Genomic DNA, 26,357 nt, shown 5'->3' with positions numbered 1-26,357 from the left:
GAGAGCGTGGCCTTGTCTTCACTATTTAACGCCTTTCTTTTACCGGTAATCCGCGGCCTGGCCCGGTGTAGACGCAACCCTTTGATTTTGCAGGTGGTCTGGCGCATTGTGCGCCCCGGCTTGCGGGTATAAACTTTGCACACTTTACACAGAGGCCCCTTGGCGGTTTGTCACCGAACCGTTCAGCCAGCATGAAACCAGTTCAGCTGCCCCTGAGTGTGCGTCTGCGTGATGACGCCACCTTCATCAATTACTATCCAGGCGCCAATGCCGCTGCACTCGGCTATGTCGAGCGGCTGTGCGAAGCCGAGGCCGGCTGGACCGAAAGCCTGATCTATCTGTGGGGCAAGCAGGGAGTGGGGCGCACGCACCTTCTCCAGGCGGCGTGTCTGCGTTTCGAGCAGATGGGCGAGCCTGCCGTTTATTTGCCCATGGCCGAAGTCATCGATGAAGGCGTCGAGCTGTTCGATCACCTGGAACAGTACGAACTGGTCTGTCTGGACGACTTGCAGGCGGTGGTCGGCAAGCCGGAATGGGAAGAAGCCCTGTTTCACCTGTTCAACCGACTGCGTGACAGCGGTCGTCGCTTGCTCATTGCAGCGTCCTGTTCGCCTCGCGAGCTGCCGGTCAAGCTGGCCGACCTGAAATCGCGACTCACCATGGCGCTGGTATTCCAGATGCGCCTGCTCTCCGACGAAGAAAAACTCCGTGCCCTGCAATTGCGCGCCTCGCGCCGCGGATTGCACCTGACCGACGAGGTCGGTCATTTCATCTTGACCCGTGGCAAACGCAGCATGAGCGCACTGTTCGATCTGCTGGAGCAGCTTGATCAGGCGTCGCTTCAGGCACAGCGCAAGCTGACCATCCCCTTCCTTAAAGAAACGCTGGGTTGGTAGTGGGGAGCGGCCAGTGAAGCAGTCTGTCGTCGACCCCGCCCTGGTGCGGCAGACGGCAGCGGCCCTGCGCCACGCCAACCGCATTCTGATCATCACCGGCGCAGGCCTGTCTGCTGATTCCGGATTGCCGACGTACCGTGGCGTCGGCGGCCTCTATAACGGTCATACCGACGACGGACTGCCCATTGAAATGGCGTTGTCCGGTCCGATGCTGCGTCGCGATCCTGCGCTGTGCTGGAAATACATTGCACAGTTAGGCAGCGCTTGCCTGGGCGGACAGCCCAATGCGGCGCATTATGCGATCGCCGAATTGCAACGGCGCAAGCCTGAGTGCTGGGTGTTGACGCAGAACGTGGACGGCTACCATCGCGCGGCAGGCAGTCCGCCAGAACGGCTGATCGAGATTCACGGGCAACTGGCGCCGCTCTACTGCCAGTCGTGTGGCGCTGAAGATCCGCAGTTGAGCGAACATCTGCAACGGCCGCTGCCGCCGTTATGCGCACGCTGCCACGGCGTATTGCGACCGCCGGTCGTCTTGTTCGAAGAGATGCTGCCAGAGCTGGCATTGAACGTGCTGTATGAGGAAATGGCGAAAGGCTTTGACGCTGTGCTCAGCATCGGAACCACCGCCGGCTTCCCCTATATCCACGAGCCGATGCTGCGCACGCGGGTCGCGGGAGGCTTTACCGCCGAGATAAATCCATCGTCGACAGATCACTCCATTCACATGGACGCGTTCCTGAGGTGTAGAGCCTTAGATGTGATGGAGGACCTGGTAAGTCACATTTGATTCGATTGAATTTGCAAATGATGACGATAGAAGGCATAGTCTCGGCTTCTTTACACCTTAGCCACGGTCGTGCCCATGCTAAATCGCTTCGCACCCCTCGTGCCTCTCGCACTCGTTTCGCTGCTGTTCGGCTGCGCGGCCCAGATGCCAGCGTCGCAACAGCAGTCGCAGAACCCTCAGTTCAAGGATTCTGTCACCGCGCAAACCGCTGCCAAACGCGCTGATTATTCGGCTTCCGTACTGGATGACGAAATCGCCACCGAAGACGAACTGGCTCAGTTTGCTGACAACAAGCCCTACCAGTTACCGGTACTGGCAGACAGCATCCTGGAACGTGGCAAGTCGTTGATAGGTACCCGCTATCGTTTCGGCGGCACGTCGACCACGTCCGGTTTTGATTGCAGCGGTTTCATCGGTTACCTGTTCCGTGAAGAGGCTGGCATGAGCCTGCCGCGTTCTTCCCGCGAAATGATCAACATCGACGCACCTCTGGTCAAGCGTAACGACCTCAAGCCGGGCGATCTGCTGTTCTTCAGCACCGCAGGCCGCGGTCGCGTCAGCCATGCCGGCATCTACCTGGGCGATGATCAGTTCATCCACTCCAGCAGCCGTCGCAGCGGTGGCGTTCGTGTCGACAGTCTCGACGACGCTTACTGGGCCCGTACGTTCATCGAAGCCAAGCGCGCGCTGGCCATGGCACCTTCCAAGGTTCCGGAAACCACAACCGCGATGACCTCGACTACACTCAAGCGCCAACACCGTTAATACCGGGCGTGCAACCGGGGAAACCCTGATTGCACGCAGTCCCAGCTCCCGGCAGAGTAAGCCGCATCCCGCAAAGGTTGTTGTGTTTATGTCGTTTACGGTTCGCCTGGTTGTTGCTTCACTGGCTGTATTGCTGGCCGCCTGTTCCAGCACTCCACCGCCAGCCCCTCCCAAGGTCGTTTCCAGGCCTGTGGTATCCGCTCCTTCTCAATTTTCCTCTCCGGTCGCGGATGACGTGCTTTTGCGTGCCATCGGGCTGGTCGGCACACCCTATCGCTGGGGCGGCAATACGCCGGATTCGGGGTTTGATTGCAGTGGTCTGATCGGTTACGTGTATCAGGGCGCAGCGGGCATTACGCTGCCGCGCTCGACCCGCGACATGATCAACCTGCGTGGTCCTGACATCGATCGCAGCCAGTTGCAGACCGGGGATCTGGTGTTCTTCGCCACGGGTGGCGGGTCGAACGTCAGTCATGCCGGGATCTATGTGGGAGAAGGGCGCTTCGTGCATGCGCCGGCCACGGGTGGCACTGTCAAACTCGACAGTCTGGACAAGCCGTATTGGCAGAAGGCCTGGCTGAATGCCAAGCGTGTGATTACGCCGTCGAATCTGGCGCGGCAGTAAATCTCAGGTTTGCTGATCGTTCCCACGCTCCGCGTGGTAACGCAGGGGCTGGCGCTCTGCGTCAACGTCGACGCGGAGCGTCCTGGCAGGCATTCCCACGCAGAGCGTTGGAACGATCCTGGATCTCAACCTCCGCAAGAACAGGTTTGGCCCAAGTGGCGCTCCCACACCTGGAATGAGCCACGCAGACCCGCTCTCGGCTCATGGCGCTGAGTTCGACGCCTGCACCGTCCGTGCCGCCGTCACGCGCCAGATCTTGTTGCCGACGTCATCGGCCACCAACACCCCGCCTTTGTTGTCATTCACCACGCCCACCGGGCGACCTTGCGCTTTTTCGTCGGGGGAGAGGAAGCCGGTCAACAGGTCAACCGGCGTTCCGCTTGGCTTGCCGTCCTTGAAGGGCACGAAAAGCACCTTGTAGCCACTGTGAGGTTTGCGGTTCCACGAGCCGTGCTGGCCGACGAACAAGCCTTCGTTGAACGGTGCCGGCAACGACTTGCCGTCCGCGAAGGCCAGGCCCAGCGAGGCGGTGTGGGGACCTACCGCAAAGTCAGGCGCAATGGCCTTCTGCACGAGTTCCGGATTCTGTGGCGAAACCCGAATGTCCACGTGCTGGCCGTAATAACTGAAGGGCCAGCCATAGAAAGCACCATCCTGAACGGAGGTTACGTAGTCGGGCACCAGATCGCTGCCGATCTCGTCTCGCTCGTTGACGGCGGTCCATAACTTGCCGGTGCGCGGGTCCCAATCCATGCCGTTGGGATTGCGCAGGCCTGAGGCGAAGATGCGGTGGTTGCCGGTGGCAGCGTCCACTTCCCATATTGCTGCGCGGCCTTCTTCCGCGTCGAGGCCGTTTTCACCGACATTGCTGTTTGAGCCCACCGTGACGTACAGCTTGCTGCCGTCTTTGCTGGCGATGACGTTCTTGGTCCAGTGATGATTGATCGTGCCGCCCGGCAAGTCCGTGACTTTCAGCGGTTCGCCCTTGATCGATGTCTCGCCCGGTTCGTAGTTGAAGCGCAACAGGCGGTCAGTGTCGGCGACATAAAAGTTGTTGCCGACCAGGGTCATGCCAAACGGCGAATTGAGGTGATCGATGAACACGGTGCGGGTTTCGGCGACGCCGTCGTGATCTTTGTCACGCAGCAGCGTAATGCGGTTGGCGCTGGGAACGCCTGCGCCCGCCCGTCCCATGACTTTTTTCATGACCCAGCCGCGAATGCCTTTGCCATCGTCAGGCTTGGGCGGCGCGTTGGTCTCCGCCACCAGTACGTCACCGTTGGGCAACACATACAGCCAACGAGGGTGATCGAGGTTCTCCGCGAACGCCGCGACTTGTGTGCCGGGTGCGGCGATGGGTTTTGCGCCCGCCGCCCAGCCAACAGCCGGGGCGATGTTCACGGTGGGGATAAGGGTCTTGTTCGGTTCGGGAAGCTTGGGTGACGGGCCGGTGCCGTCCGAAACCTGCAACCTGGATGACTCGCCGCAGGCCGCGAGCCCTCCGGCGACCAACAGTAAAACCACCATCTGGGGTCTGAGTTTGAACATGATCGATCTCCGCTTGCTCGCAGTGAGGCATCTGGCAGTCATGCAAAGGCATGTACAGGAATAGAGACGTGGCTGAGCGGTGGGTTCAACCGCTCGTTCAATTGCTGCATGGCGTGCCGCTTTGATTGACGCTCTGGAGTCAACCCTCTAACCTTCGCCGATTGTTTCAGGTGCCCGCGACCACGGTCGTTCAACAGGGTGAAACAGGGAAGCCGGTGCGCGCATTTCACGCTCAATCCCGGCGCTGCCTCCGCAACGGTAAATGAGTCAAGGTCACGCACGATGCCACTGTGTTCATGGAGCATGGGAAGGCGCGTGGCTTGTGTTTCAACTCATGAGTCCGGAGACCGGCCTGATCCATTCAAACAGCATCACGGAGGGCGATGCTCTGCGCAGGCTCGGGTTTTCAGCTCCCGGCGCCTGCTGTCAGTCTTTGCCTGTGCCTTCCGTTTGCCACACCTGCCCTCAAGCGGAGAGCTGAGATGAGCGAATCCCCTGAACGTGACGAACGCCACCTGGCGCGCATGCTGCGCAAAAAGGCGGTGATGGACGAGCGCATTGCCAGCGCCCCGAATGAATGCGGCCTGCTGCTGGTGTTGACCGGCAACGGCAAGGGCAAAAGCAGTTCCGCCTTCGGCATGCTGGCGCGAGCCATGGGCCACGGCATGCAGTGCGGCGTGGTGCAGTTCATCAAGGGCCGCAATGCCACGGGCGAAGAACTGTTCTTCCGCCGCTTCCCGGAACAGGTGCGCTATCACGTGATGGGCGAAGGCTTTACCTGGGAAACTCAGGATCGCCAGCGCGACATCGCCGCTGCCGAAGCCGCCTGGGCCGTCACGCAGCAACTGCTCAACGACCCGAGCATCGGTCTGGTGGTCCTCGATGAACTCAACATCGCCCTCAAGCACGGTTACCTCGATCTGGAGCGCGTGCTCAGCGATCTGCAGGCGCGCCCGCCCATGCAGCACGTTGTGATCACCGGGCGTGGCGCCAAGCAGGAGTTGATCGACCTGTCCGACACCGTGTCTGACATCGGCGTGGTGAAGCATGCATTCCAGGCCGGTATCAAGGCGCAGAAGGGCATCGAATTGTGAGTGAGCGTCAGCCTCGGCAATGCCCGGCGGTGTTGATCGCCGCGCCCGCGTCCGGTCAGGGCAAGACCACCGTCACCGCCGCGTTGGCACGCCTGCATCGCAATCAGGGTCGCAAGGTCCGTGTGTTCAAATGCGGGCCGGATTTTCTTGACCCGATGATTCTCGAACGCGCCAGCGGCAACCCGGTGTACCAACTGGACATGTGGATGGTGGGCGAGGACGAGAGCCGTCGTCTGCTGTGGGAAGCGGCCGCCGACGCTGACCTGATTCTCATTGAAGGGGTCATGGGGTTGTTTGACGGCACGCCGTCCAGCGCCGACCTGGCGAGGCATTTTGGCGTGCCGGTCCTGGGCGTCATCGACGGCACGGCCATGGCGCAGACGTTTGGTGCACTCGCCTTGGGGTTGGCGCGTTATCAACCGGATTTGCCGTTCGCCGGTGTGCTGGCCAACCGGGTCGGCACGGTGCGTCATGCCCAATTGCTCGAAGGCAGTCTGACCGAAGGCCTGCGTTGGTATGGCGCCCTGTCGCGGGAAACCGGTATCGAACTGCCGAGCCGCCATCTGGGCTTGGTGCAAGCCAGTGAACTGAACGATCTGGACGTGCGTCTGGACGCTGCCGCCGATGCGTTGGCCAGCACCTGCGATGCAACGCTGCCGCCGGCCGTGACATTCTCGGCGCCTGATTTCGTGCCGGCCGAGCCCTTGCTGGCGGGCGTGCGCATCGCCATCGCCCATGACGAAGCCTTCGCGTTCACCTATGGCGCGAGCCTGGATGTGCTGCGGGCGATGGGCGCTGAACTGTCGTTTTTTTCGCCGATTCGGGACACGCAGATCCCTGACGCGGACAGCCTGTATCTGCCTGGCGGATACCCCGAATTGCATCATGTGGCGCTCGGGCAGAACGTCTCGATGCTCAACGCGATTCGCGCTCATCACGCCGCAGGCAAGCCATTGCTCGCCGAGTGTGGTGGCATGCTGTACCTGCTGAATGCGCTGACCGATGTCGACGGTCAACGGGCTGAGCTGGTGGGTTTGCTCGACGGCGAGGCTGTGATGCAGAAGCGTCTGGCTGCCTTGGCGTTGCAAGCGGTGGAGTTGCCGGAAGGCACGCTGCGCGGCCACACCTATCACCATTCGCTGACCAGCACCGAGCTGACCCCCATCGCCCGAGGCGTCAGCCCCAACGGCGGTCGCGGCGCCGAAGCGGTGTATCGGGACGGCAGAATGACGGCCTCGTACGTGCATTTTTATTTTCCGTCCAATCCTAAGGCGATGGCGGCGCTCTTACGGCCATGAATAGCGCTCTGACACTTTCCATCGCCACCCTTACGCGGTCTGGGTGTAGGAACGCTGTGCCCTGTGGGAGCGAATTCATTCGCGATACGGTGTTACAGGCTACGGCTCTGTATCGGCTGTACCGACTTCTCGCGAATGAATTCGCTCCCACAGGTTATTCACACAGATCAGATTTCCGCGGTGGGCCAACTGGCCGAGATTGCCGCCATGACTGACCACGCCTTCAGCGACGAAGAACGCGCTGCTGTTTACCGGGCCATCGCCGAGCGTCGGGACATGCGTCATTTCAGCGGTGGCTCGGTGGCCCCCGAGTTGCTGGCGCGGCTGCTGGAAGCGGCCCATCAGGCCCCTAGTGTCGGTTTGATGCAGCCGTGGCGCTTCATCCGCATCACTGACCGTCAACTGCGTTCCCGCATTCAGGCGCAGGTCGAGCAAGAACGGATTCGAACCGCCGAGGCACTGGGCGAGCGCTCCGATGACTTCATGAGGCTCAAGGTCGAAGGCATCAATGATTGCGCCGAAGTGCTGGTCGCTGCATTGATGGATGACCGCGAGAAGCACATTTTCGGTCGGCGCACGTTGCCGGAAATGGACATGGCGTCGTTGTCCTGCGCGATCCAGAACCTGTGGCTGGCAGCCCGGGCCGAGGGTCTGGGGATGGGCTGGGTGTCGCTGTTCGACCCGGTTTCCCTCGGCCAATTGCTGGAGATGCCAAGTGGTTCAAAAACCTTGGCGATTCTGTGCCTGGGGCCGGTCAAGGAATTCTATCCGGCGCCGATGCTGGTATTGGAAGGTTGGGCGCAGGCGCGTCCGTTGCAGGATCTGGTTTACGAGAACAAATGGGGAGTGAGTCCATGAGTGTGGCGTTGTTGAGCGTCGCCGGGGTTGCGCTGGATGCGCTGCTCGGTGAGCCAAAACGAAACCACCCGCTGGTGGCGTTCGGGCGCTATGCCGAGCGCATCGAGCAACGTTTCAACGCAGGCGGTCGCGGTTGGCGCAGCCATGGTGTGACGGCCTGGTTCATCGCCGTCGTGCCGCTGACGGTGGTGATCACCTTTTTCAGCTGGCTGCCCTACATCGGCTGGCTGGTGGAGGTGGCGGCGCTGTATTGCGCGCTCGGCTTGAGAAGTCTGGGCGAGCATGTCGAGCCGGTGGCTCAGGCGCTGCGCGGCGACGATCTGGAAGAAGCCCGCCGTCGTGTGGGTTACCTGGTCAGTCGCCAGACCTCTGAACTGGACGCCACCGAAGTCGCCCGTGCCGCCACCGAGTCGGTGCTGGAGAACGGCAGCGACGCGGTATTCGCAGCCATTTTCTGGTTTGTGGTCCTTGGCGCGCCGGGCGTCGTCCTCTATCGCCTGAGCAACACGCTGGACGCGATGTGGGGTTATCGCAACGAGCGCTTCGAGCGTTTCGGCTGGGCCTCGGCCAGGATCGACGATCTGCTTAACTACATTCCTGCGCGTCTGGTGGCGTTGACCTACGCGCTATTGGGCAAGACCCGGCTCGCCTTGCGCTGTTGGCGGACCCAAGCGCCGAAATGGGACAGCCCGAACGCCGGTCCCGTGATGGCGGCGGGCGCCGGTGCATTGGGTGTGGAGTTGGGCGGTGCGGCGATCTACCACGGTGAACTGCATCAGCGTCCGCAATTGGGCGAAGGCGCACCCGCCGACGCGACTTCCATTGATCGTGGTTGGCAACTGGTGCAGCGCGGCGTCTGGCTGTGGCTGCTGATCCTCTGTCTGGGGACTGAATTCTATGCTTGAGCATGGCGGCCGGCTGCGCGGCGCGGTAGCGAAGTACGGCATCGCCGAGGGCGGCTGGCTCGACCTGTCCAGCGGCATCTCTCCGTGGGCCTGGCCGATTCCGCCGATCCCCGCCTCGGCGTGGGCGCGTCTCCCGGAAACCGATGACGGTCTGGAGAGCGCAGCGCGTCTGTATTACGGCGCACCCGATCTGCTGCCGGTCGCGGGTTCTCAAGCGGCTATCCAGGCGCTGCCGCGTCTGCGTCAGGCGGGCAAGGTCGGTGTGTTGTCGCCGTGCTATGCCGAACACGCCGAAGCGTGGCGCAGCAACGGCTTTCTGGTGCGCGAGGTGCTGGAGCATGAGGTCGAGCGTTTCATTGACGCCCTCGACGTGCTGGTGGTCGTCAACCCGAACAACCCCACGGGCCTGAGCCTGACACCGGAGCGTTTGCTGGAATGGCACGCAAAGCTGGCGCAGCGCGGCGGCTGGCTGGTGGTGGACGAAGCGTTCATGGACAACACGCCACAGTTGAGTCTGGCGGCTGAAACCCAGCGCCCCGGGCTGATCGTGCTGCGTTCGTTCGGTAAATTTTTCGGCCTGGCGGGTGTGCGTCTCGGTTTCGTGCTTGCCGAGTCACGCTTTCTCAAAGTGCTGGCCAGGCAGATCGGCCCATGGTCGGTCAGCGGGCCGACGCGGATGCTCGGCCAGGCGTGTCTGGACGACGTCAAAGGGCATCGCGTGCAGCGCGAGCGAACGGAGCAGGCCAGTCAAAGGCTGGCAGCATTGCTGGCGCATCACGGTTTTGCACCGCAAGGCGGCTGCGCGCTGTTTCAATGGCTGATCACGCCGCTGGCCGCCGAGCTGCATGAGTTCTGTGCGCAACGCGGCATTTTGCTGCGCATCTTTCTGAACGCCGGGCCGCACAACAGCAGCCTGCGGTTTGGCCTGCCCCGGGACGAGGCCGACTGGCTGCGACTGGAAAAGGCCTTGAGCGAATTTTCCCGGGAGCGTGCATGAACACTCCGAAAACCGGCAAGACCCTGATGGTGCAGGGCACCACGTCGGATGCCGGCAAGAGCACGCTGGTGACCGCGCTGTGCCGCTGGCTGACGCGTCAGGGTGTGCGCACCGTGCCGTTCAAGCCGCAGAACATGGCGCTCAACAGCGCGGTCACCGCAGACGGCGGCGAGATCGGGCGTGCCCAAGCCGTGCAGGCCCAGGCCTGTCACCTTGAACCGCACACCGACATGAACCCGGTCCTGCTCAAACCCAACAGCGACACCGGCGCACAAGTGATCATTCACGGTCGCGCGGTGACCACCATGAACGCCGTGGCGTATCACGATTACAAAGCAATCGCGATGAAAGCGGTGCTGGCGTCGCATCAACGGCTGAGCGAACAGTGGCCGGTGGTGATGGTGGAGGGCGCGGGCTCGCCGGCCGAAATCAATCTGCGTGCGGGTGACATCGCCAACATGGGCTTCGCCGAAGCTGTGGATTGTCCGGTCCTGCTGGTGGCCGACATCAATCGCGGTGGCGTCTTCGCCCATCTGGTCGGCACGCTGGAGCTGCTGTCGCCCAGCGAGCAGGCGCGGGTGAAAGGCTTCGTCATCAACCGTTTCCGCGGGGACATCGCGTTATTGCAACCGGGCCTCGACTGGCTGGAACAGCGCACCGGCAAACCGGTGGTGGGTGTGTTGCCGTACGTGATGGATTTGCACCTTGAGGCTGAAGACGGTCTGGATCAGCGCCAGACCGACAAGGCCGAACAGGTGCTCAACGTCGTCGTGCCCGTCCTGCCGCGCATCAGCAATCACACCGATTTCGACCCGCTGCGCCTGCACCCGCAAGTGAACCTGCAATTTGTCGGGCCCGGCCAGCCGATTCCGGCGGCGGACCTGATCATCCTGCCGGGTTCCAAGAGCGTGCGCAGCGACCTGACCTACTTGCGTAATAACGGGTGGGACACGGCGATCAGCCGTCACTTGCGTTACGGCGGCAAAGTGCTGGGCATTTGCGGCGGGCTGCAGATGCTGGGTGAGGAACTGCACGATCCGCTGGGCCTCGAGGGCGCAGCGGGGTCAAGCCCCGGTCTGGGATTGCTGGCCATGAGTACGGTGTTGGAGCAGGAAAAACAACTGTGCAACGTGCGCGGCCGTCTGACGCTGGAAGACGCGGACGTCAGCGGTTATGAAATTCATGCGGGCGTGACGACAGGGCCTGCGCTGGAGAACCCGCTGGTGCAGCTCGGCGATGGTCGTTGCGACGGCGCACGCAGTGCCGATGGCCAGGTACTGGGCACCTATCTACACGGACTGTTCGAAAACCCGGCGTCGAGCAGTGCGCTGCTGCGCTGGGCCGGTCTGCAGAACGTTCAGACGGTGGACTACCACGCCTTGCGCGAGCGCGACATCGACCGATTGGCCGACCTGGTGGAGAAGCACCTGGATGGCCCGTTGCTGCGTGAACTCTGCGGACTGGAGCCAGCCTGATGCTGCAATTGATTCTGGGTGGGGCGCGATCCGGCAAGAGTCGGCTGGCGGAAAAACTCGCCAGCGACAGCGGACTTGAGGTGATGTACATCGCCACCAGTCAACCGCTGGACGGTGAAATGAACCAACGCGTGGCGCTGCACCGTCAGCGCCGTCCGGACCACTGGGGGCTGATCGAAGAACCGGTTGAGCTGGCACGTGTATTAAAGGAAAGCGCGGGGCCTGACCGTTGCCTGTTGGTGGACTGTCTGACCCTGTGGCTGACCAATCTGCTGATGCTGGATGATCCGCAGCGACTGGCGCAGGAGCGCGAATCTCTACTCGATTGCCTGGCTGAATTGCCCGGCGAAATCATTTTCGTCAGCAACGAAACCGGGCTGGGCGTCGTGCCTCTCGGTAAGCTGACCCGTCGTTATGTCGATGAAGCCGGCGGGTTGCATCAGGCGTTGGCCGAGCATTGCCAGCGCGTGGTATTCACCGTCGCCGGACTGCCCATGACCCTGAAAGGATCCGCACTATGAGTAATGCCTGGTGGCTCGCCCCCGCACGAGAAGTCGACGAACACAGCCGCGAGCAGGCGCTGGCCCGACAGCAGCAATTGACCAAACCGACCGGTTCACTGGGCCAGCTGGAAGCGGTGGCCGTGCAACTGGCCGGTCTGCAAGGTCGAGTGAAACCGAGCGTCGGCAACGTCTGGATCGCCATTTTTGCCGGGGATCATGGCGTGGTTGCTGAAGGTGTTTCGGCCTATCCCCAAGCCGTCACCGGGCAAATGCTGCACAACTTCATCATGGGCGGCGCGGCGATCAGCGTGCTGGCCCGGCAACTGTCCGCGCAACTGGATGTGGTGGATCTCGGCACGGTGTCGCCGCTGAACCTGCCGGGTGTCCGCCATCTCAATCTGGGAGCGGGCACCGCCAATTTCGCCAAAGGACCGGCGATGACCCAGGCGCAACTGGAGGCCGCGCTGGCGGGCGGTCGCGACAGCGTACTTCGCGCCAAGGCGGCCGGCACCGAGTTGTTCATCGGCGGCGAAATGGGCATCGGCAACACCACGGCGGCCAGCGCGGTGGCGTGCTCGCTGCTCAATTGCCCGGCCCCGTTGCTGGTCGGGCCGGGTACAGGGCTTGATGCGCAGGGCATCCATCACAAGGCGAAGGTGATCGAGCAGGCGCTCCAACTGCACGCCGAACAGGCCGGTGACGCGCTGGGCAGCCTGCGCGCGTTGGGCGGCTTCGAAATGGCGGCGCTGGTGGGCGCGTATCTGGCGTGCGCGCAGGAAGGCATTGCCGTGCTGGTGGACGGTTTTATCTGCACGGTGGCCGCGCTGGTGGCGGTGCGTATCAATCCTTCGTGTCGTCAGTGGTTGTTCTTCGGTCACCGTGGCGCCGAGCCAGGCCATCGCCACGTGCTTGAAACGTTGCAGGCCGAGCCGCTGCTGGAACTGGGTTTGCGCCTGGGCGAGGGCAGTGGCGCTGCGCTGGCCGTGCCGTTGCTGCGACTGGCCTGCGAGCTGCACAACGGCATGGCGACCTTCGCTGAAGCGGCCGTGGCGGACCGTCCGGCATGACCTTGCGTCTTGACCTGCTTCGTCACGGCGAAACCGTGCTCGGCGGCGGTCTGCGTGGCAGTCTCGATGATGCCCTGACCGACCTCGGCTGGCAGCAGATGCGTGCCGCAGTGAGCGAGGCGGGGCCCTGGGATCGTATCGTGAGTTCGCCACTGCAACGTTGCGCGCGGTTTGCTGAAGAGCTGTCGGCGCGGCTGTCGTTGCCTTTGCATCTGGAAAGCGATCTGCAGGAGCTGCATTTTGGCGACTGGGAAGGGATTGGCACCGCGCAATTGATGGAGACAGACGCCGAGGGGCTCGGCCGTTTTTGGGAAAATCCCTACACCTTCACGCCGCCCAATGGCGAACCCGTGTTGGCCTTTTCCGAACGGGTTCTGGGTTCGGTGGAGCGGTTGCAGCGCAGCCATGAGGGCGAGCGCCTTCTGGTGGTCAGTCACGGCGGGGTGATGCGCCTGTTGCTGGCTCAGGCCCGAGGGTTGCCTCGTGAACAGCTGCTGCAAGTGATCGTGGGTCATGGTGGGTTGTTCAGCTTGAATGTTGCAGCTGACGGCTCGTTGACGGAGGTCTAGATGCTGCCGTTCTGGATCGCCTTGCAATTCCTCAGCAGCTTGCCGATTCGTTTGCCGGGCATGCCAACGCCCCAAGAGCTGGGCCGATCACTCCTGTTCTATCCCGCCGTGGGCGTGCTATTCGGTTCCATGCTGATGGCGCTGAATCTGCTGCTCCACGGCGCACCCCTGTTTCTGCACGCTGCCTTGTTGCTGGCTGCCTGGGTGTTGTTGAGCGGCGGTCTACACCTGGATGGGCTAGCGGACAGTGCCGACGCCTGGCTCGGTGGATTCGGCGACCGAGAGCGGACCCTGACGATCATGAAAGACCCTCGCAGCGGGCCGATCGCGGTGGTGACGCTGGTGATCGTGCTGCTGTTGAAATTCACGGCGCTGCTAGCGTTGATCGAGAGTCGTCACAGTGTGGGATTGCTGCTGGCGCCGGTCATCGGCCGGGCGGCGATGCTGGGATTGTTCCTCAACACGCCTTACGTGCGCGCGGGCGGGCTGGGCCAGGCATTGGCCGAGCACCTGCCGCGGCCGCTGGGTTTCAAGGTGTTGGGGATCACTGCCACCGCGTGTGTGCTGATCGCCGGCTGGGCAGGTGTTGCAGCAGTGCTGGCGGCGACCGCTGGCTTTTTCTGGCTGCGGCGACTGATGCTCAGGCGTCTGGGCGGCAGCACCGGAGATACCGCCGGCGCGACGCTGGAGCTGCTTGAGGTGCTGGTTCTGGTGGTGTTGGCGTTGTCGGTTTGATCTGGATTCTGCTCAATGCAATGCCTCTAGGCGCGAGTCGCTCCTGCAGGGAGGTCACAGGTCGGTGTGTCGTGTAAATCATACGACCGGCTAGGCAGCCGCGATGGCAGGGAGTAGCGTGGGACGAACTTCCTGCCTTGAATGGACGCCACCATGAGAACTCGCTGGATCTGCCTTCCTCTTCTAATGTTCGCCATCAGCGGCGCTGCGATGGCGGCCGACTGCCCGCCGTTGTTGCAAGGTGACTTGCCCAAGCTGCGGGCGAAGCAGGATATCGACCTGTGTAAACAATTCGCCGGCAAACCGATGGTGGTGGTCAATACCGCGAGTTTCTGTGGCTTCGCGCCGCAGTTCAAAGGCCTGGAAGCCCTCAATCAACGCTTCAAGGGCCAAGGGCTGGAGGTGCTCGGCGTGCCTTCTGACGACTTCAAGCAGGAGTCCAACGACGCCGCTGAAACCGCCAAGGTCTGCTATGTCAATTATGGTGTGACGTTCACCATGACCGAGCCCCAGCCGGTTCGGGGATCCGATGCGATCAATCTGTTCAAGGTGCTCGCAGAACAGAGCAATGCGCCGCGCTGGAATTTCTACAAGTATGTGGTGGACCGCAAAGGCAACGTCGTCGCCAGTTTTCCGAGCACAACCACGCCGGACGATCCGCAGCTGATTTCGGCAATCGAGAAAGCGATCGCGTCCAGGCCCTGATTCTCAAGCGACAGGTTTGTCCCCTCCATAACGAAAAACCCCGCAGCCATTGCTGGCTGCGGGGTTTTCTGTCTGGCGAACCGGTGATCTGCCGGTCCCGCCGACTGCATCAGAAGCGGTAAGTCAGGCCCAGGCCGAAGCCGTTGGCGCTGTTTTCATACTTGGCGTTGTACGTCTGACCCAGTGGGCTGACGTTGCGAACCTTGACGTCTTCTTCTTTCAGGTAGGAGTAAGCAACATCGATCGTGAGGTCGTCAGACAGGTTGTAGCCGGCGCCCAGGCTGAAGATTGTACGATCGCCACTCGGGATACGTGGCGAGCGGTTCTCGTTGTTGGTAGGCGACTGGTCGAACGACAGGCCGGTACGCAGCACCCACTGCTTATTCAACTGGTAAGAGGTACCGATGGCGTAAGCCCAGGTGTCGTGCCAGTTTTGCTCCTCAGTGATGGTGCCGAACAGACGAGGTGCCAGAGCACCACCGCTCACGCCGGAGTTCTTGACGGTGATGTCTTCCAGACGACTCCAGCGAGTCCAGGTCGCGCCCGCATAGACCTTCCACGCATCGTTCATCGACTGCGTGACCGAGAAGTCGACCGACTCTGGCGTGTCCAGGCTGAGCTTGGCGTCATAACGCCCTGCACTCAGCAGCGCTGGAGGAACGCCTGCACCGGGAGTGACCTCAGTGTGGCCATCAAGCTTGTAGGTGACTTTCGAGTGATACGTCAGGCCCACGCTCGTAGTGTCGGTCGCCTGCACGAGGATACCGGCGTTGAAGCCATAGCCGACGTCGTCGCCTTTGACCTGAACGCGACCGTCGCCCGCTGGACGACCGGTGATTGGAGCGGTGATGCCGCTCAGGTTCGGGTTCGATTCCAGAGCACCGGAGATGCGGTTGATGGTCGGACCAAAACCGATCGACACCTTGTCGTTGAACGCGTAGCTGATCGTTGGCTGGAAGGTGACGACTTTAACGATGCTCTTGCTGCCGAAGTTACGGCCCTGGAAGCTGCTTTCGTAGTCGGTGACCAGACCGAACGGGGCGTAAACGCCCAGGCCGAAGGCCCAGTGTTCATCGACAGGGTTAACGTAGAAACCCATTGGCACAGCGATGAACGGAACCATGTCGCCTTTGTTGGTGCCGCTGCTTCTGCCGCTTGTATCGGAGATGTCAGTCTTGGCGTCGATCGCGGCAACGCCCACAGTCACTTGCTGGCGTTTGAGGCGCGACATGCCGGCCGGGTTGCCGTAAACGGTGCTGGCATCATCGGCCGAGGAGGAACGGCCCGCATAGCCGGTCCCCATACCACTGATGCTTTGTTCGTTAAGGGCGAAACCGGATGCGAAAATCTGGGTGGAGGCGAGTGTAATGGCGAGACTGAGGCTGGATTTGATCATTGTTTTTTTCATTGTTAGAACTCCTTGTTGATCACCGCGCGGAAATTACCAATATTTTTCATAACGCGCTATAGGCTGGATCACCCGAGATAGAGCAGTTCTTGTAGGACAATCCGGAAGAATTGCTGCGAACGTCAGCGAAACCGCAAAGTCACAAAATGGCCGGTTCGGCCTGAAACAGGGGGCGAACTGTAGTTTGCCAAGCCGTCGTGAAATCCTGGAGGCGACCCTGGGGCTGAAATATCCGGCGCCAAATTCGGGCCATCCCCAGCAAATCATCTTCGGCAGGCAACGAGAGATGGCTGGCCTCGACCATCAGCCAGGCAATCGCGGTGGAGTAACGCAGGTTGACGGTGAGTTCCAGGTCCGGACCACTCAGAAAGGCGTGCTGGCTGGCCAGCCCTCTGACCAGGCTGGCGAGGTCGGGGTCCTTCGCCAGGTATTCGTCCCAGACTTTGTGGTGAAGGGTGTCGGAGATGCTGTAGAGGCCGTGCCCCCGCTGGGTGTCGAGTTCTGCGCCCAGTGCGGACTGGCTGGCGGCAACCGCAAGCAGGAATGATTCTGCTCTGGGATGATGGCGGCCGAGATAGATCAGCGTAGGGCGGATCACATGACGGCACAGGTCACTGGCGGCGATTCCCATAACACCCTCGGGAAGTGAATGAGCCGGTGGGCCCTGGTGCTTGGCAGCGGTGATCTGGGTTGGGCCCACCGGAAGCGGCTCAGACCGCTTGACTTGAAGTGTAGTGTCATATTTACGGTGTAAAGGGCTGTTTTTAAAATATTTCCCGATTTGCATCGCGCGCCATAGGTCGCCCAGCGATTAGGCTGCACACTTTTCCATAAGGAAAACAGACACAAAAAAGCCCCACCGTTTAAGGGTGAGGCTCGGGTGCCCGATTTTTTCAGCCGACGAACGGTATCAGGCTGTCAGTGCCTGACGCGTGCGCTCGATCACGGCCTGCAGCGGTTCGGCGCTGGAGTACTGATCGGGATACAGGCGCTCGCTGTGGCGCGCGATACCGTGTTCGTTGACGATGGTGAAGCTGAAGCAGCCTTTACGGGCCGCCATGATCAGGCAGTCCATCGGTGCGAAGGCGTTTGTAAGGGTACGAATAGCGTTTTGAGTCTGAATATGAGTAGTCATGTAATGGTGTTTCCTGAATCGACACGCAATAAGAGGCGTGCAAAATAAAAACGTTCCAGTAAACGCGGACCGATGCTCGAATGCGAGTCAGGGTAGGGCGCAGAACCTGTCTGGAACAAAAGCAGCCAGTTGAAGCGCGGTTATCATGTGGCGCTGGGCTGACTGGTAGGTACTTAGGAGGGCAGGCGACACAACAGGAGCAAAGGTTCGATGCTCGGGGTGAAGATCCTGATCAATTTGCAGGCTGGTTTGAGCAGGCCATGAACGCTTTTTCACACCTGCGACTATTCGTCAGGCTGTGCAAGTTCATGTCTGGAAACCATCGAGGTGATCGATCCCTTTTTTCAGTCTGATTGCTCAGCAGCAAATCATGGCTGGGGGATTTGTTCGATCAGAATTGACTTTCAGCTTGGTACTAACGGCGGCGATGCTAACGGATTTGACAGCCGAAGGGAAGGGCGCTGTTAAAAAAAGCGTCGCGATGCGCAGTGCTTAGGTGGCTATTTGCCGCATTTTCGAGGGTTAAGATACGACTGACGCTGCTCGAAGCGTCGCTTATAGCGATGGGGAATTGACTTGTGCACATTAACGCGTTTAGCTGCCATCTTACTGTCATATTCGCTCGTAAGAGGCTGATTTCAGGCAACGATTTATTAAGTCAATGAAAAGCATCGCTTTTTTTTGTTGGTGAAAAAATCGTCAGTTTGAACGCAGGCCCCATTCTACCTGCGTTTGCGGGGGTTAAAGGGGCGTTGTCCACTGAGTTATCCACAGGTTCTGTGGATTGTCCCATTGGGTTGCTCTAGTCCGCGCCTTTGCGAAGCTGAACGACGCTTTCTTTCTCGCCGCTCATTTCTCATTGCTTTCACGCCTCGATCACTGAATCGGAATCTGAATTCATGTCCGCTTCTGCGCATAATGCCGCCAGCATGAATTGTGGAGTCGGGAAATGTTGATGGCTTTGGACCTCACCAGCCTGTTGCTGGGATTGGGTGCGGCGGCGGTGCCGCTGCTGGCGCTGGCGTGGCAACTGCAGCGCCGCGTGACGTTGCAAGAGGCAGAGTCGGCGTTGCTCGACGAGCGCTTGAGCAACGCGCAGATGGCTCAGGACGGGCTTAACGCGCAGCTCGATGCTTGCCGCGATGAAATCAGCGATCTGGGCCAGGCCAATGCCGTCAAACAGGCGGATCTTGCAGCGTTGCGCCGTGAGGTGGAGTTGCTGCGCCAGCAACATGACGCGGCGCGTCAGGCACAGGCAGACTGGGCGCAGGAGCGCAGCAACAAGGAAGTCGAATTACGTCGCCTGGATTCGCAGTGCGCGTCACTCAACGCCGAACTGCGTGAGCAGCAAGAGAGCCACCAGCAACGCCTGAATGACCTGCAGGGCTCGCGGGATGAACTTCGCGCGCAGTTTGCCGAGTTGGCAGGGAAAATTTTCGATGAGCGTGAGCAGCGTTTCGCGGAGACCAGCCAGCAGCAGTTGGGGCAGTTGCTCAACCCGCTTAAAGAGCGCATCCAGTCGTTCGAGAAACGTGTGGAAGAGAGCTATCAACAGGAAGCACGCGAGCGGTTCTCCCTCGGCAAGGAACTGGAGCGCCTGCAACAGCTCAATCAGCGCTTGAGCGATGAGGCAACCAACCTCACCCGCGCCCTTAAGGGCCAGAAAACCCAGGGTAACTGGGGAGAATTGATTCTTGAACGGGTGCTTGAACACGCCGGCCTTGAGAAGGGCCGCGAGTACCAGACGCAGGTCAGTCTGAAAGGTCCGGATGGCGAGCGCTTCCAACCCGATGTGCTGATCATGCTGCCAGGCGACAAACAGGTCGTTGTGGACGCCAAGGTCAGCCTGACGGCTTATCAGCAGTATGTCTCGGCCGACGACGACGTGATCGCGCAGGCCGCGCTGAAGCAGCACGTCCTGTCACTGCGTAATCACGTCAAAGGGTTGTCCGGTAAAGACTATAAACGGCTGGAAGGTTTGCACAGCCTGGACTTCGTCTTGCTGTTCGTACCCATTGAAGCAGCTTTTTCGGCGGCGCTGCAGGCCGAACCGACCATGTTTCAGGATGCCTTTGATCGCAACATCGTCATTGTCAGCCCGACCACCCTGCTGGCCACGCTTCGTGTCATCGACAGCCTGTGGAAACAGGAGCGTCAGAGTCAGAATGCACGAGAGATCGCCGAACGAGCGGGCTGGCTGTATGACAAGTTCGTGCTGTTCATCCAGGATCTGGACGAGGTCGGCAGTCGCTTGCAGCAGCTGGACAAAGCCTACGGTGCAGCGCGGAACAAGCTGGTCGAAGGACGCGGCAACCTTGTCAGTCGTAGCGAGCAACTGAAGCTCTTGGGCGCTCGGGCGAGCAAGAATCTGCCAGCCGATTTGCTTGAACGCGCGATGACCGATGAAGACGGACTGGTGCAGTTGCCGGATTGAATCTGCTGTTAAGGCATTGGCTTGACCGAACGGGGCGATTCACCATCGCCACCGTCGATGTGAAATGAAACTCCGGCTTTGATTCAGACAATTAAATAGATCTTTGTATACAACCTTTGGGTGGTTCGGAAATTATTCCCAATTTCGCACCGCCATCAGGCACGGCTGCACTGCGAACGTGCGCCACGGTGTCCGTCCCAATGTCGGCTGTACGCTCATTCACACCCTGTCAGCGCTTTGAAAACCGCTATTTAGAAATAATTTGGCGTTCAAAAAAACGCCATGGCACGCATTCTGCCTATTGATTCGTATACAACCCACACGCGCTCCCGTACGCAGTGTGTCGGCAGTGCTGTTCCGGGAGCCCGTTCGTCCTCACAGGGAGAATTGCGATGACCGAGCCAATGCCCAAAGGTTACAGCCCCCGCTTGTACAACCAGGACCTGGGGCCACTGCCGCAGAAGTGGACCTGGTACAACATTTTTGCGTTCTGGATGAGTGACGTGCACAGCGTCGGCGGTTATGTATTTGCCGCCAGCCTGTTCGCGCTGGGACTGGCCAGTTGGCAAGTGCTGATCGCGCTGCTGGTCGGCATCTGCATTATTCAGGTGATCGCCAATCTGCTCGCCAAACCAAGCCAGCAAGCGGCCGTGCCGTACCCGGTGATTTGCCGACTGGCGTTCGGCGTGTTCGGTGCAAACATTCCGGCCGTGATTCGTGGCCTGATCGCGGTCGCGTGGTACGGCGTTCAGACTTACCTGGCGTCCAGTGCGTTGATCATTGTGGTGCTGCGTTTTTTCCCGCAGATGTCGGTTTACGCTGAATCCCAGTTCGCGGGGCTTTCCTACCTGGGATGGTTCGGTTTCCTGGCCTTGTGGGTGGTGCAGGCCGCAGTCTTCTGGACGGGCATGGACTCGATTCGTCGCTTCATCGATTGGGCCGGCCCCGTGGTATACGCCGTGATGTTCCTGCTGGCAGGATGGATCGTCTGGAAAGCCGGTTGGGCGAACATCAGCTTCACGCTGTCCGAGAAGTCGCTGACGGGCTGGGAAGCGTTTTCGCAAGTGATCATGGCCACCGCGCTGGTGGTGTCCTACTTCTCCGGCCCGACGCTCAACTTCGGCGACTTCAGTCGCTATTGCCGCAGCATGTCTGAGGTACGCCGGGGCAATTTCTGGGGCTTGCCGGTGAATTTCCTGGCGTTCTCGCTGGTAACGGTGGTCATCGTTTCAGGCACGTTACCGGTGTTCGGCGAAATGCTGCACGACCCGATCGCCACCGTGGCGCGGATCGACAACAACGTGGCGGTATTGCTGGGCGCTTTCGCCTTCGTGACGGCCACCATCGGTATCAACATTGTCGCCAACTTTGTATCCCCGGCGTTTGACTTCGCCAACGTCGCACCCAGCAAGATCAGCTGGCGAGTGGGTGGCATGATCGCGGCCGTGGCGTCGATCTTCATCACACCGTGGAACCTGTTCAATAACCCGCAAGTGATCCACTACACGCTCGACGTCCTGGCGGCGTTCATCGGCCCGCTGTTCGGCATTCTGCTGGTGGACTACTACCTCATCAAGAAACAACAAATCGACGTGGATGCCCTGTTCAACGACGGTCCGACCGGCCGGTACTGGTACAACGGCGGCGTTAACTACACCGCCGTCAAGGCGCTGATTCTGGCGACACTGGCAGGCATCGCAATCACCTTCATCCCGGCGCTGCAGCCAATGGCGAACTTCGCCTGGTTCACGGGCTGCTTTCTCGGCGGCGGCTTGTTCTTCCTGTTTGCCCGATACAGCCAGGCCCATGAAGGGGTGACGATGTCCACGGCGGTGGCTGGCTGAAACGTTTTCGATGGACCGCCGCCGCGGGTCGCACGGCGTCGGTTTTCCTGGCTCTGAAATGTCTTAACGTAAAGAAAGGGAAAATTTCCTGCCGCGACACTCGGTAGCAGGCGTAAAGTGCGACTTAGCACTATGATCTGCTTAGGTGGATCAGAAGTTGGCTGCCGGGTATTTCCCTGAAGGGGGCGTTATATGAACAGTAAATTGCAAGAATGGCTTCACGACGTGGGTGTCGCATTGGGTTTGATAGAGCGGCCAAAATTGCAGCCCATTCCTGTGCGTAGCGATGATGAAGAGCGTCGTCGTCCGCGCCGCTGATCTCAGGTCAGATCTCAACGTAACTGACAGCGGTGCTATCGCCCGATAGCCCGCCAAGGCTCCCCGCTTGGGTAGTCAGACGATTCGCCACGGATTGAGTCGGCGACGTTTCCTCGCACACTCCACTCATACCGGAATCGAACGCATCTGCGTTCAATGATGTTTCCTGCCTTTCATTTGCGTCAGTATCAAGTCGACCAGACCTTGAAGCGTCAATTGGCTGTAAGCCGAATGTTCGGGAAGGTGGGAGATATCGGCCTTGATCCGATGCGGCAGAACGATGTTGAAGTCGGCCTGCAGACTGGTGAAGAACTCGGTGAAATCTTCCTCGTCCAGCACCAGCTCACTCAACAGAGCGTCGTCTTTCTCCTGGATCAGGGACTTGTCGACAAGGATTTTTCCGAGTGTATCGATAACGTGCTGTTTGACCTCGGTACGGTTCATGGCAATCCTCTGGTTTGACGTATTCGAAAATCACCCCGACTTCAAAAACAGAGGGTTGTCGCGGGACAGCCTGAACGGTCACTTCTCCCTTATTAACGCACTGTTACGGCCCCTTGCCATCGTGCTGTCCTGATCAAGGCTAGTCCAACTTTCGGGGATGGGATTGCTTCGTTCGTGCCGATTTTTTGTAACGGCGAATAAAAAAGGGTGCCCGAAGGCACCCTGATGTGTTTCAGACGCGTTACGCCTGAGGCGATTGCGCAATCACGCTGTACGGGGCAACGCGACCGGGCGTGGCGATACCAGGCTCACCAGTACAAAGCTCACCAGACCTACCGCCAGGCTGTAGTAGATCGGTGTGTTGGCGTCCAGGCCATCCTTGAACATGAATACCAGTGCCGTGATAAAACCCAGGGTCATGCTGGTGATCGCACCCGCCGTGGTGGCGCGTTTCCAGTAGATCGCGCCGATCAACGGGATCAGCATGCCGCCCACCAGCAGGTTGTACGCCAGCGTCAGCGCGCTGATGACGTCATTGACCACCAGCGCAATCGCCAGCACAACCAGGCCGGTCAGGGCCGTGAAAAGACGGTTGATGCCCAGGCTCGATTGCTTGCCGCCACGCAGTTTCGGCAGCAGGTCTTCGGTGAGCGTGGTGGACGCTGCCAGCAGGCCCGCGCTGGCGGTGGACATCATGGCGGCGAGCGCGGCGGCGATGACCAGGCCGCGGATGCCGTCTGGCAGGGCAGCTTTGACGATCGCGGCGAATGCGGTGTTGACGTTGCTCAAGTCAGGCAGCAAGACGTGCGCCGCCATGCCGATCAGGGCGCAGACCAGGCCGTAGACGATGCAGTAAATGCCGGCCACGGAACCGGCGTATTGGGCGACTTTTTCGGTACGGGCAGTGAACACGCGCTGCCAGATGTCCTGACCGATCAGGATGCCGAAAAAGTAGATCAGGAAGTAGGTGATGATGGTGTCCCAGCCGATGGTGGTCCAGCTGAAGCTCGACGCGGGCAGCTTGGCGACCAGCTCGTCCCAGCCGCCCACGCGGTACAGGCAGATCGGCAAAAGGATGAACATCAAGCCGACGGTCTTGATCACGAACTGGACAATGTCGGTCAGGGTCAGCGACCACATGCCGCCGATAGTCGAATACACGACGACCACGCCACCGCCCAACACGACCGACAGCCAGAACGGGAGATCGAACAGCACCTGCATGACGGTGCCAATGGCGAGGATGGAGGTCACGCCGATCATCAGCGCGTAGGCGAGCATGATCACGGCGCTGGCTTGACGGGCCATCGGGTTGTAGCGCTTTTCGAGGATCTGGGTGACGGTGAAGATACGCAGCTTGAGCAGCGGTTTGGCGAGGAACAGGTTAAGCGCGATGATGCCCAGGCCCAGTGCGGCACAGAGCCAGAAACCGGAAATGCCATGCACGTAACCCAGGCGAACGGTGCCGACGGTGGAAGCGCCGCCCAGAACGGTGGCGGCCATGGTGCCCATATAGAGGCTGGGGCCGAGGTTGCGACCGGCAACCAGATAATCTTCATGGGTCTTGGCTTTGCGCATGCCATACCAGCCCAACACCAGCATGCCGGCTGCGTAAATCAGCACGACAAAAATATCTAAAGCCATGGGGTGTCTCCGATCATTGTTTTTATAGTGAATCGCACTTCATCCGGCTGAGACGGCGCGGGCAGTCAGCGGGTGAATTTTTATTCAGTCTGGTTCGCAGGTCTGCGCTGAGTTGAACCCGTGGGAGCGAATTCATTCGCGAAGGGCCGGTAGGGCAATTCATTTCCATCGCCTGAACCATTTTTCGCGAATGAATTCGCTCCCACCGGATTCGGGTTCGCCAGCCATCCCTCATTGAGGCCTTGGGCCAGCGACGGACCTCAATCTTTCAGCGGTGCGCCACACCCGGCAGCACGCAGAGCATTTCGTACAGCAGGTTGGCACCCAGCAGCGAGGTGTTACCGGTGGTGTCGTAAGGCGGCGAGACTTCTACCAGATCGCAACCGATCAGGTCGAGGCCCTGACAGCCACGGATGATTTCGATGGCTTGAATGGTGGTCAGACCGCCAATTTCCGGCGTGCCGGTGCCTGGCGCCCAAGCCGGGTCGATGCCGTCGATGTCGAAGCTCAGGTACACCGGGCCTCCGCCGACTTTCTCGCGCACTTCAGCCATCAATGGCGCCAGCGACTTGTGCCAGCACTCTTCAGCCTGCACCACGCGGAAGCCCTGTTTGCGGCTCCAGTTAAAGTCTTCCGCGGTGTAACCCTGAGCGCGCAGACCGATCTGCACCACACGGTCGCAATCGAGCAGGCCTTCTTCCACTGCGCGGCGGAACGTTGTGCCGTGGGCAATCTTCTCGCCGAACATGTGGTCGTTGACGTCAGCATGGGCGTCGATGTGGACCAGGCCGACCTTGCCGTGTTTCTTGTGGATGGCACGCAGGATCGGCAGGGTGATGGTGTGGTCGCCACCCAGCGTCAGCGGGATGATGCCGTGTTCGAGAAAGCCGTCGTAGGCTTCTTCGATGATGCGAACGGCGTCCAGCAGATTGAAGGTGTTGATCGCCACGTCGCCGATGTCGGCAACGGAAAGGGAATCGAAAGGCGCAGCGCCCGTGGCCATGTTGTACGGACGGATCATCACCGATTCGGCGCGGATTTCGCGAGGTCCGAAGCGGGTGCCCGCCCGCAGCGACGTGCCGATGTCCAATGGCACGCCAATAAAGGCGGCATCAAGGCCCTCGGCCGATTGCAGGTGTGGCAGACGCATCATGGTGGCGATGCCGGCGAAGCGCGGCATTTCGTTGCCGCCCAGTGGTTGGTGGAAAATCTTGTCCACGGGATTGCCTCATCGGTGGGTGATTAATAATTGTTGGAAGCACGTCGTGCGTTGCAGAAGCTGTGCCGATTCTGCGAACCGCGCGGGCTGCGAACAATCGCTGAGGCAAAATACTTAGTTCAGAGATTTCTGAAGTATCGGGTAAGCTGCGCGAATTGCTACAGCGACAACCTGTCCCGGAACCATCATGGCCAACGCACTACCCGATCTGAAACTGCTGCGTATCTTCGTCTGTGTGGTGCGCCATCAGGGCTTTGCCAGCGCGCAACAGGAACTCAATCTGTCGACGTCGGCGATCAGCACGTACATGAGTCAGCTCGAGTCGGCGCTGGGTATCGTCTTGTGCCACCGTGGTCGGGGCGGTTTCAGTCTGACCAGCAAGGGCGAGTTGTTCCATCAGGAAACCTTGCGCCTGCTGGGTGAGCTTGAGGGTTTCGAGCTCTATGCGGCAGCGCTCAAGGGCGAGCTGCGCGGAACGTTGAACCTTGGGGTGCTGGACTCGACGGTCAGTGATCGGGCGCTGCCGTTTGCAGAGGTGATCGGCGCGTACAGCGAAGAGCACCCGGCCGTGCATTTGCACCTCTCGGTGATGAGCCCTTATGAACTGCAGCTGGGTGTGCTGGATAACCGGCTGGACCTGGCCATCGGTTCTTTTTCCACGCGCATGAACGGTCTGCTCTATCAGCCGCTCTACCGCGAACAGCACTGGCTGTATTGCAGTAGCCGCCACCCGTTGTTTGCCGAACGGCGGATCCCGGAGCCGGTGATCACTCAGCAGCGCATGGTCGGTCGTGGTTACTGGAGTCAGGCGGAACTGGCCCGGCACGGTTTCAAACACAGTGCTGCCACTGTGGAGAGTATGGAGGCGCAACTGATTCTGGTGCTTTCCGGTGCGTACATCGGTTATCTGCCAGAGCATTACGCACAGTCCTGGGTCGACTCCGGGCATCTGCGTGTGCTGTTGCCAGCGACGTTCGGCTACCAGGCGCCATTCTCGATGATCCTGCGCCGGGGACGGAGCCGCGAGCCTCTGATTCAGACCTTCCGCGACCTGCTCAAAGCGCAGCTCAACCCGCTTTAA

At 60.4% G+C, this 26,357-nt stretch carries 26 protein-coding genes and 1 riboswitch; of the genes, 19 read left to right on the top strand and 7 right to left on the bottom strand.

What is annotated here, in order from left to right; all coding sequences use genetic code 11:
* The first annotated feature begins 191 nt into the window (after nucleotides 1-191).
* The 4 genes from hda to ABDX87_RS06515 all read left to right on the top strand — a co-directional run bounded on the left by hda (nucleotide 192) and on the right by ABDX87_RS06515 (nucleotide 3,076).
* A complete protein-coding gene (hda, locus tag ABDX87_RS06530; protein WP_062380066.1) occupies nucleotides 192-896 on the top strand; it encodes a DnaA regulatory inactivator Hda in 705 nt (234 codons plus the stop codon).
* 13 nt (nucleotides 897-909) lie between these two features.
* On the top strand, nucleotides 910-1,686 hold the full coding sequence (locus tag ABDX87_RS06525; protein ID WP_346832139.1) for an NAD-dependent deacylase: 777 nt from the start codon (nucleotides 910-912) through the stop codon (nucleotides 1,684-1,686).
* A gap of 75 nt (nucleotides 1,687-1,761) precedes the next feature.
* Entirely contained in the window at nucleotides 1,762-2,451 is a 690-nt protein-coding gene (locus ABDX87_RS06520) for a C40 family peptidase (RefSeq protein WP_346832138.1), read from the top strand.
* An 88-nt stretch (nucleotides 2,452-2,539) separates the two neighbouring features.
* Nucleotides 2,540-3,076: a C40 family peptidase gene (locus tag ABDX87_RS06515; protein ID WP_346832137.1), complete on the top strand. Its 537-nt coding sequence runs from the start codon at nucleotides 2,540-2,542 to the stop codon at nucleotides 3,074-3,076.
* A 201-nt stretch (nucleotides 3,077-3,277) separates the two neighbouring features.
* Here ABDX87_RS06515 and ABDX87_RS06510 read toward each other — a convergent pair whose 3' ends face one another.
* Nucleotides 3,278-4,624, bottom strand: a complete 1,347-nt coding sequence (locus ABDX87_RS06510; RefSeq protein ID WP_346832136.1) for a PQQ-dependent sugar dehydrogenase — start codon at nucleotides 4,622-4,624, stop codon at nucleotides 3,278-3,280.
* A gap of 151 nt (nucleotides 4,625-4,775) precedes the next feature.
* A riboswitch (cobalamin riboswitch) is annotated at nucleotides 4,776-4,994 on the top strand.
* Between the two features lie 112 nt (nucleotides 4,995-5,106).
* Here ABDX87_RS06510 and cobO point away from each other — a divergent pair.
* The 11 genes from cobO to ABDX87_RS06455 all read left to right on the top strand — a co-directional run bounded on the left by cobO (nucleotide 5,107) and on the right by ABDX87_RS06455 (nucleotide 14,830).
* Nucleotides 5,107-5,718 (top strand): cob(I)yrinic acid a,c-diamide adenosyltransferase, encoded by a 612-nt coding sequence (gene cobO / locus ABDX87_RS06505; protein ID WP_346832135.1) that lies wholly within the window; start codon nucleotides 5,107-5,109, stop codon nucleotides 5,716-5,718.
* Entirely contained in the window at nucleotides 5,715-7,016 is a 1,302-nt protein-coding gene (locus tag ABDX87_RS06500; RefSeq protein ID WP_346832134.1) for a cobyrinate a,c-diamide synthase, read from the top strand. The genes cobO and ABDX87_RS06500 overlap by 4 nt, the downstream gene beginning before the upstream one ends.
* Before the next feature lie 207 nt (nucleotides 7,017-7,223).
* Nucleotides 7,224-7,874 carry a 5,6-dimethylbenzimidazole synthase gene (bluB, locus tag ABDX87_RS06495; RefSeq protein ID WP_346832133.1) on the top strand — a complete coding sequence of 217 codons (651 nt, stop codon included), beginning with the start codon at nucleotides 7,224-7,226 and terminating at the stop codon, nucleotides 7,872-7,874.
* Nucleotides 7,871-8,779 carry an adenosylcobinamide-phosphate synthase CbiB gene (gene cbiB / locus ABDX87_RS06490; protein WP_346832132.1) on the top strand — a complete coding sequence of 303 codons (909 nt, stop codon included), beginning with the start codon at nucleotides 7,871-7,873 and terminating at the stop codon, nucleotides 8,777-8,779. The genes bluB and cbiB overlap by 4 nt, the downstream gene beginning before the upstream one ends.
* Nucleotides 8,772-9,776: a threonine-phosphate decarboxylase CobD gene (gene cobD / locus ABDX87_RS06485; protein ID WP_346832131.1), complete on the top strand. Its 1,005-nt coding sequence runs from the start codon at nucleotides 8,772-8,774 to the stop codon at nucleotides 9,774-9,776. The genes cbiB and cobD overlap by 8 nt, the downstream gene beginning before the upstream one ends.
* Entirely contained in the window at nucleotides 9,773-11,251 is a 1,479-nt protein-coding gene (locus tag ABDX87_RS06480; protein ID WP_346832130.1) for a cobyric acid synthase, read from the top strand. The genes cobD and ABDX87_RS06480 overlap by 4 nt, the downstream gene beginning before the upstream one ends.
* The gene (cobU, locus tag ABDX87_RS06475; RefSeq protein ID WP_346832129.1) at nucleotides 11,251-11,772 is read left to right on the top strand and encodes a bifunctional adenosylcobinamide kinase/adenosylcobinamide-phosphate guanylyltransferase; all 522 of its coding nucleotides are present in this window, start codon (nucleotides 11,251-11,253) and stop codon (nucleotides 11,770-11,772) included. The genes ABDX87_RS06480 and cobU overlap by 1 nt, the downstream gene beginning before the upstream one ends.
* Nucleotides 11,769-12,821, top strand: a complete 1,053-nt coding sequence (gene cobT / locus ABDX87_RS06470) for a nicotinate-nucleotide--dimethylbenzimidazole phosphoribosyltransferase (protein WP_346832128.1) — start codon at nucleotides 11,769-11,771, stop codon at nucleotides 12,819-12,821. Before cobU ends, cobT begins: the two co-directional genes overlap by 4 nt.
* Nucleotides 12,818-13,390: an alpha-ribazole phosphatase family protein gene (cobC, locus tag ABDX87_RS06465; protein WP_346832127.1), complete on the top strand. Its 573-nt coding sequence runs from the start codon at nucleotides 12,818-12,820 to the stop codon at nucleotides 13,388-13,390. The genes cobT and cobC overlap by 4 nt, the downstream gene beginning before the upstream one ends.
* Complete coding sequence (locus ABDX87_RS06460) at nucleotides 13,391-14,125, top strand: adenosylcobinamide-GDP ribazoletransferase (protein ID WP_346832126.1); 735 nt, start codon at nucleotides 13,391-13,393, stop codon at nucleotides 14,123-14,125.
* A gap of 153 nt (nucleotides 14,126-14,278) precedes the next feature.
* Nucleotides 14,279-14,830 (top strand): glutathione peroxidase, encoded by a 552-nt coding sequence (locus tag ABDX87_RS06455; RefSeq protein WP_346833716.1) that lies wholly within the window; start codon nucleotides 14,279-14,281, stop codon nucleotides 14,828-14,830.
* 109 nt (nucleotides 14,831-14,939) lie between these two features.
* Here the strand turns inward: ABDX87_RS06455 and ABDX87_RS06450 are convergent, their stop codons facing one another.
* The 3 genes from ABDX87_RS06450 to ABDX87_RS06440 form a co-directional block, all read right to left on the bottom strand.
* Nucleotides 14,940-16,238 carry an OmpP1/FadL family transporter gene (locus ABDX87_RS06450; RefSeq protein ID WP_346832125.1) on the bottom strand — a complete coding sequence of 433 codons (1,299 nt, stop codon included), beginning with the start codon at nucleotides 16,236-16,238 and terminating at the stop codon, nucleotides 14,940-14,942.
* 139 nt (nucleotides 16,239-16,377) lie between these two features.
* On the bottom strand, nucleotides 16,378-16,869 hold the full coding sequence (locus ABDX87_RS06445; RefSeq protein ID WP_346832124.1) for a hypothetical protein: 492 nt from the start codon (nucleotides 16,867-16,869) through the stop codon (nucleotides 16,378-16,380).
* Nucleotides 16,870-17,148: 279 nt separating this feature from the next.
* Nucleotides 17,149-17,373, bottom strand: a complete 225-nt coding sequence (locus tag ABDX87_RS06440) for a hypothetical protein (protein ID WP_346832123.1) — start codon at nucleotides 17,371-17,373, stop codon at nucleotides 17,149-17,151.
* Nucleotides 17,374-18,442: 1,069 nt separating this feature from the next.
* Here ABDX87_RS06440 and rmuC point away from each other — a divergent pair.
* From rmuC to ABDX87_RS06425, 3 genes are all read left to right on the top strand, one after another.
* Nucleotides 18,443-19,807, top strand: coding sequence for a DNA recombination protein RmuC (gene rmuC, locus ABDX87_RS06435; RefSeq protein ID WP_346833715.1), 1,365 nt, complete (start codon nucleotides 18,443-18,445; stop codon nucleotides 19,805-19,807).
* A gap of 392 nt (nucleotides 19,808-20,199) precedes the next feature.
* Nucleotides 20,200-21,651 carry an NCS1 family nucleobase:cation symporter-1 gene (locus ABDX87_RS06430; protein WP_346832122.1) on the top strand — a complete coding sequence of 484 codons (1,452 nt, stop codon included), beginning with the start codon at nucleotides 20,200-20,202 and terminating at the stop codon, nucleotides 21,649-21,651.
* Between the two features lie 192 nt (nucleotides 21,652-21,843).
* On the top strand, nucleotides 21,844-21,969 hold the full coding sequence (locus ABDX87_RS06425; protein ID WP_346832121.1) for a PA1414 family protein: 126 nt from the start codon (nucleotides 21,844-21,846) through the stop codon (nucleotides 21,967-21,969).
* Nucleotides 21,970-22,122: 153 nt separating this feature from the next.
* On the opposite strand, the gene ABDX87_RS06420 is transcribed toward ABDX87_RS06425, so the two are convergent.
* From ABDX87_RS06420 to speB, 3 genes are all read right to left on the bottom strand, one after another.
* Nucleotides 22,123-22,413: a hypothetical protein gene (locus tag ABDX87_RS06420; RefSeq protein WP_346832120.1), complete on the bottom strand. Its 291-nt coding sequence runs from the start codon at nucleotides 22,411-22,413 to the stop codon at nucleotides 22,123-22,125.
* A 264-nt stretch (nucleotides 22,414-22,677) separates the two neighbouring features.
* On the bottom strand, nucleotides 22,678-24,057 hold the full coding sequence (locus tag ABDX87_RS06415; protein ID WP_346832119.1) for a sodium:solute symporter: 1,380 nt from the start codon (nucleotides 24,055-24,057) through the stop codon (nucleotides 22,678-22,680).
* 268 nt (nucleotides 24,058-24,325) lie between these two features.
* Nucleotides 24,326-25,276 carry an agmatinase gene (gene speB / locus ABDX87_RS06410; protein WP_346832118.1) on the bottom strand — a complete coding sequence of 317 codons (951 nt, stop codon included), beginning with the start codon at nucleotides 25,274-25,276 and terminating at the stop codon, nucleotides 24,326-24,328.
* Between the two features lie 187 nt (nucleotides 25,277-25,463).
* On the opposite strand from speB, the gene ABDX87_RS06405 reads away from it, so the two are divergent.
* Nucleotides 25,464-26,357 (top strand): LysR family transcriptional regulator, encoded by an 894-nt coding sequence (locus ABDX87_RS06405; RefSeq protein ID WP_081567565.1) that lies wholly within the window; start codon nucleotides 25,464-25,466, stop codon nucleotides 26,355-26,357.

The organism is Pseudomonas abietaniphila (genome assembly GCF_039697315.1).
Classification (GTDB): domain Bacteria; phylum Pseudomonadota; class Gammaproteobacteria; order Pseudomonadales; family Pseudomonadaceae; genus Aquipseudomonas; species Aquipseudomonas abietaniphila_B.
Note: the sequence above shows the minus strand (reverse complement) of the source record. Positions and strands in the feature narration are given on the sequence as shown.

What these genes read in the sequence shown, in the direction of transcription:
- hda (WP_062380066.1), top strand. Translation starts at nt 192, where the DNA reads ATGAAACCAGTTCAGCTGCCCCTGAGTGTGCGTCTGCGTGATGACGCC.
- cbiB (WP_346832132.1), top strand. Translation starts at nt 7,871, where the DNA reads ATGAGTGTGGCGTTGTTGAGCGTCGCCGGGGTTGCGCTGGATGCGCTG.
- ABDX87_RS06430 (WP_346832122.1), top strand. Translation starts at nt 20,200, where the DNA reads ATGACCGAGCCAATGCCCAAAGGTTACAGCCCCCGCTTGTACAACCAG.
- ABDX87_RS06405 (WP_081567565.1), top strand. Translation starts at nt 25,464, where the DNA reads ATGGCCAACGCACTACCCGATCTGAAACTGCTGCGTATCTTCGTCTGT.
- ABDX87_RS06420 (WP_346832120.1), bottom strand. Translation starts at nt 22,413, where the DNA reads ATGAACCGTACCGAGGTCAAACAGCACGTTATCGATACACTCGGAAAA.
- cobU (WP_346832129.1), top strand. Translation starts at nt 11,251, where the DNA reads ATGCTGCAATTGATTCTGGGTGGGGCGCGATCCGGCAAGAGTCGGCTG.
- ABDX87_RS06425 (WP_346832121.1), top strand. Translation starts at nt 21,844, where the DNA reads ATGAACAGTAAATTGCAAGAATGGCTTCACGACGTGGGTGTCGCATTG.
- ABDX87_RS06450 (WP_346832125.1), bottom strand. Translation starts at nt 16,238, where the DNA reads ATGAAAAAAACAATGATCAAATCCAGCCTCAGTCTCGCCATTACACTC.
- ABDX87_RS06510 (WP_346832136.1), bottom strand. Translation starts at nt 4,624, where the DNA reads ATGTTCAAACTCAGACCCCAGATGGTGGTTTTACTGTTGGTCGCCGGA.
- ABDX87_RS06455 (WP_346833716.1), top strand. Translation starts at nt 14,279, where the DNA reads ATGAGAACTCGCTGGATCTGCCTTCCTCTTCTAATGTTCGCCATCAGC.
- ABDX87_RS06520 (WP_346832138.1), top strand. Translation starts at nt 1,762, where the DNA reads ATGCTAAATCGCTTCGCACCCCTCGTGCCTCTCGCACTCGTTTCGCTG.
- cobC (WP_346832127.1), top strand. Translation starts at nt 12,818, where the DNA reads ATGACCTTGCGTCTTGACCTGCTTCGTCACGGCGAAACCGTGCTCGGC.
- ABDX87_RS06440 (WP_346832123.1), bottom strand. Translation starts at nt 17,373, where the DNA reads ATGACTACTCATATTCAGACTCAAAACGCTATTCGTACCCTTACAAAC.
- cobT (WP_346832128.1), top strand. Translation starts at nt 11,769, where the DNA reads ATGAGTAATGCCTGGTGGCTCGCCCCCGCACGAGAAGTCGACGAACAC.
- ABDX87_RS06480 (WP_346832130.1), top strand. Translation starts at nt 9,773, where the DNA reads ATGAACACTCCGAAAACCGGCAAGACCCTGATGGTGCAGGGCACCACG.
- ABDX87_RS06460 (WP_346832126.1), top strand. Translation starts at nt 13,391, where the DNA reads ATGCTGCCGTTCTGGATCGCCTTGCAATTCCTCAGCAGCTTGCCGATT.
- ABDX87_RS06415 (WP_346832119.1), bottom strand. Translation starts at nt 24,057, where the DNA reads ATGGCTTTAGATATTTTTGTCGTGCTGATTTACGCAGCCGGCATGCTG.
- cobO (WP_346832135.1), top strand. Translation starts at nt 5,107, where the DNA reads ATGAGCGAATCCCCTGAACGTGACGAACGCCACCTGGCGCGCATGCTG.
- cobD (WP_346832131.1), top strand. Translation starts at nt 8,772, where the DNA reads ATGCTTGAGCATGGCGGCCGGCTGCGCGGCGCGGTAGCGAAGTACGGC.
- ABDX87_RS06445 (WP_346832124.1), bottom strand. Translation starts at nt 16,869, where the DNA reads ATGGGAATCGCCGCCAGTGACCTGTGCCGTCATGTGATCCGCCCTACG.
- ABDX87_RS06515 (WP_346832137.1), top strand. Translation starts at nt 2,540, where the DNA reads ATGTCGTTTACGGTTCGCCTGGTTGTTGCTTCACTGGCTGTATTGCTG.
- bluB (WP_346832133.1), top strand. Translation starts at nt 7,224, where the DNA reads ATGACTGACCACGCCTTCAGCGACGAAGAACGCGCTGCTGTTTACCGG.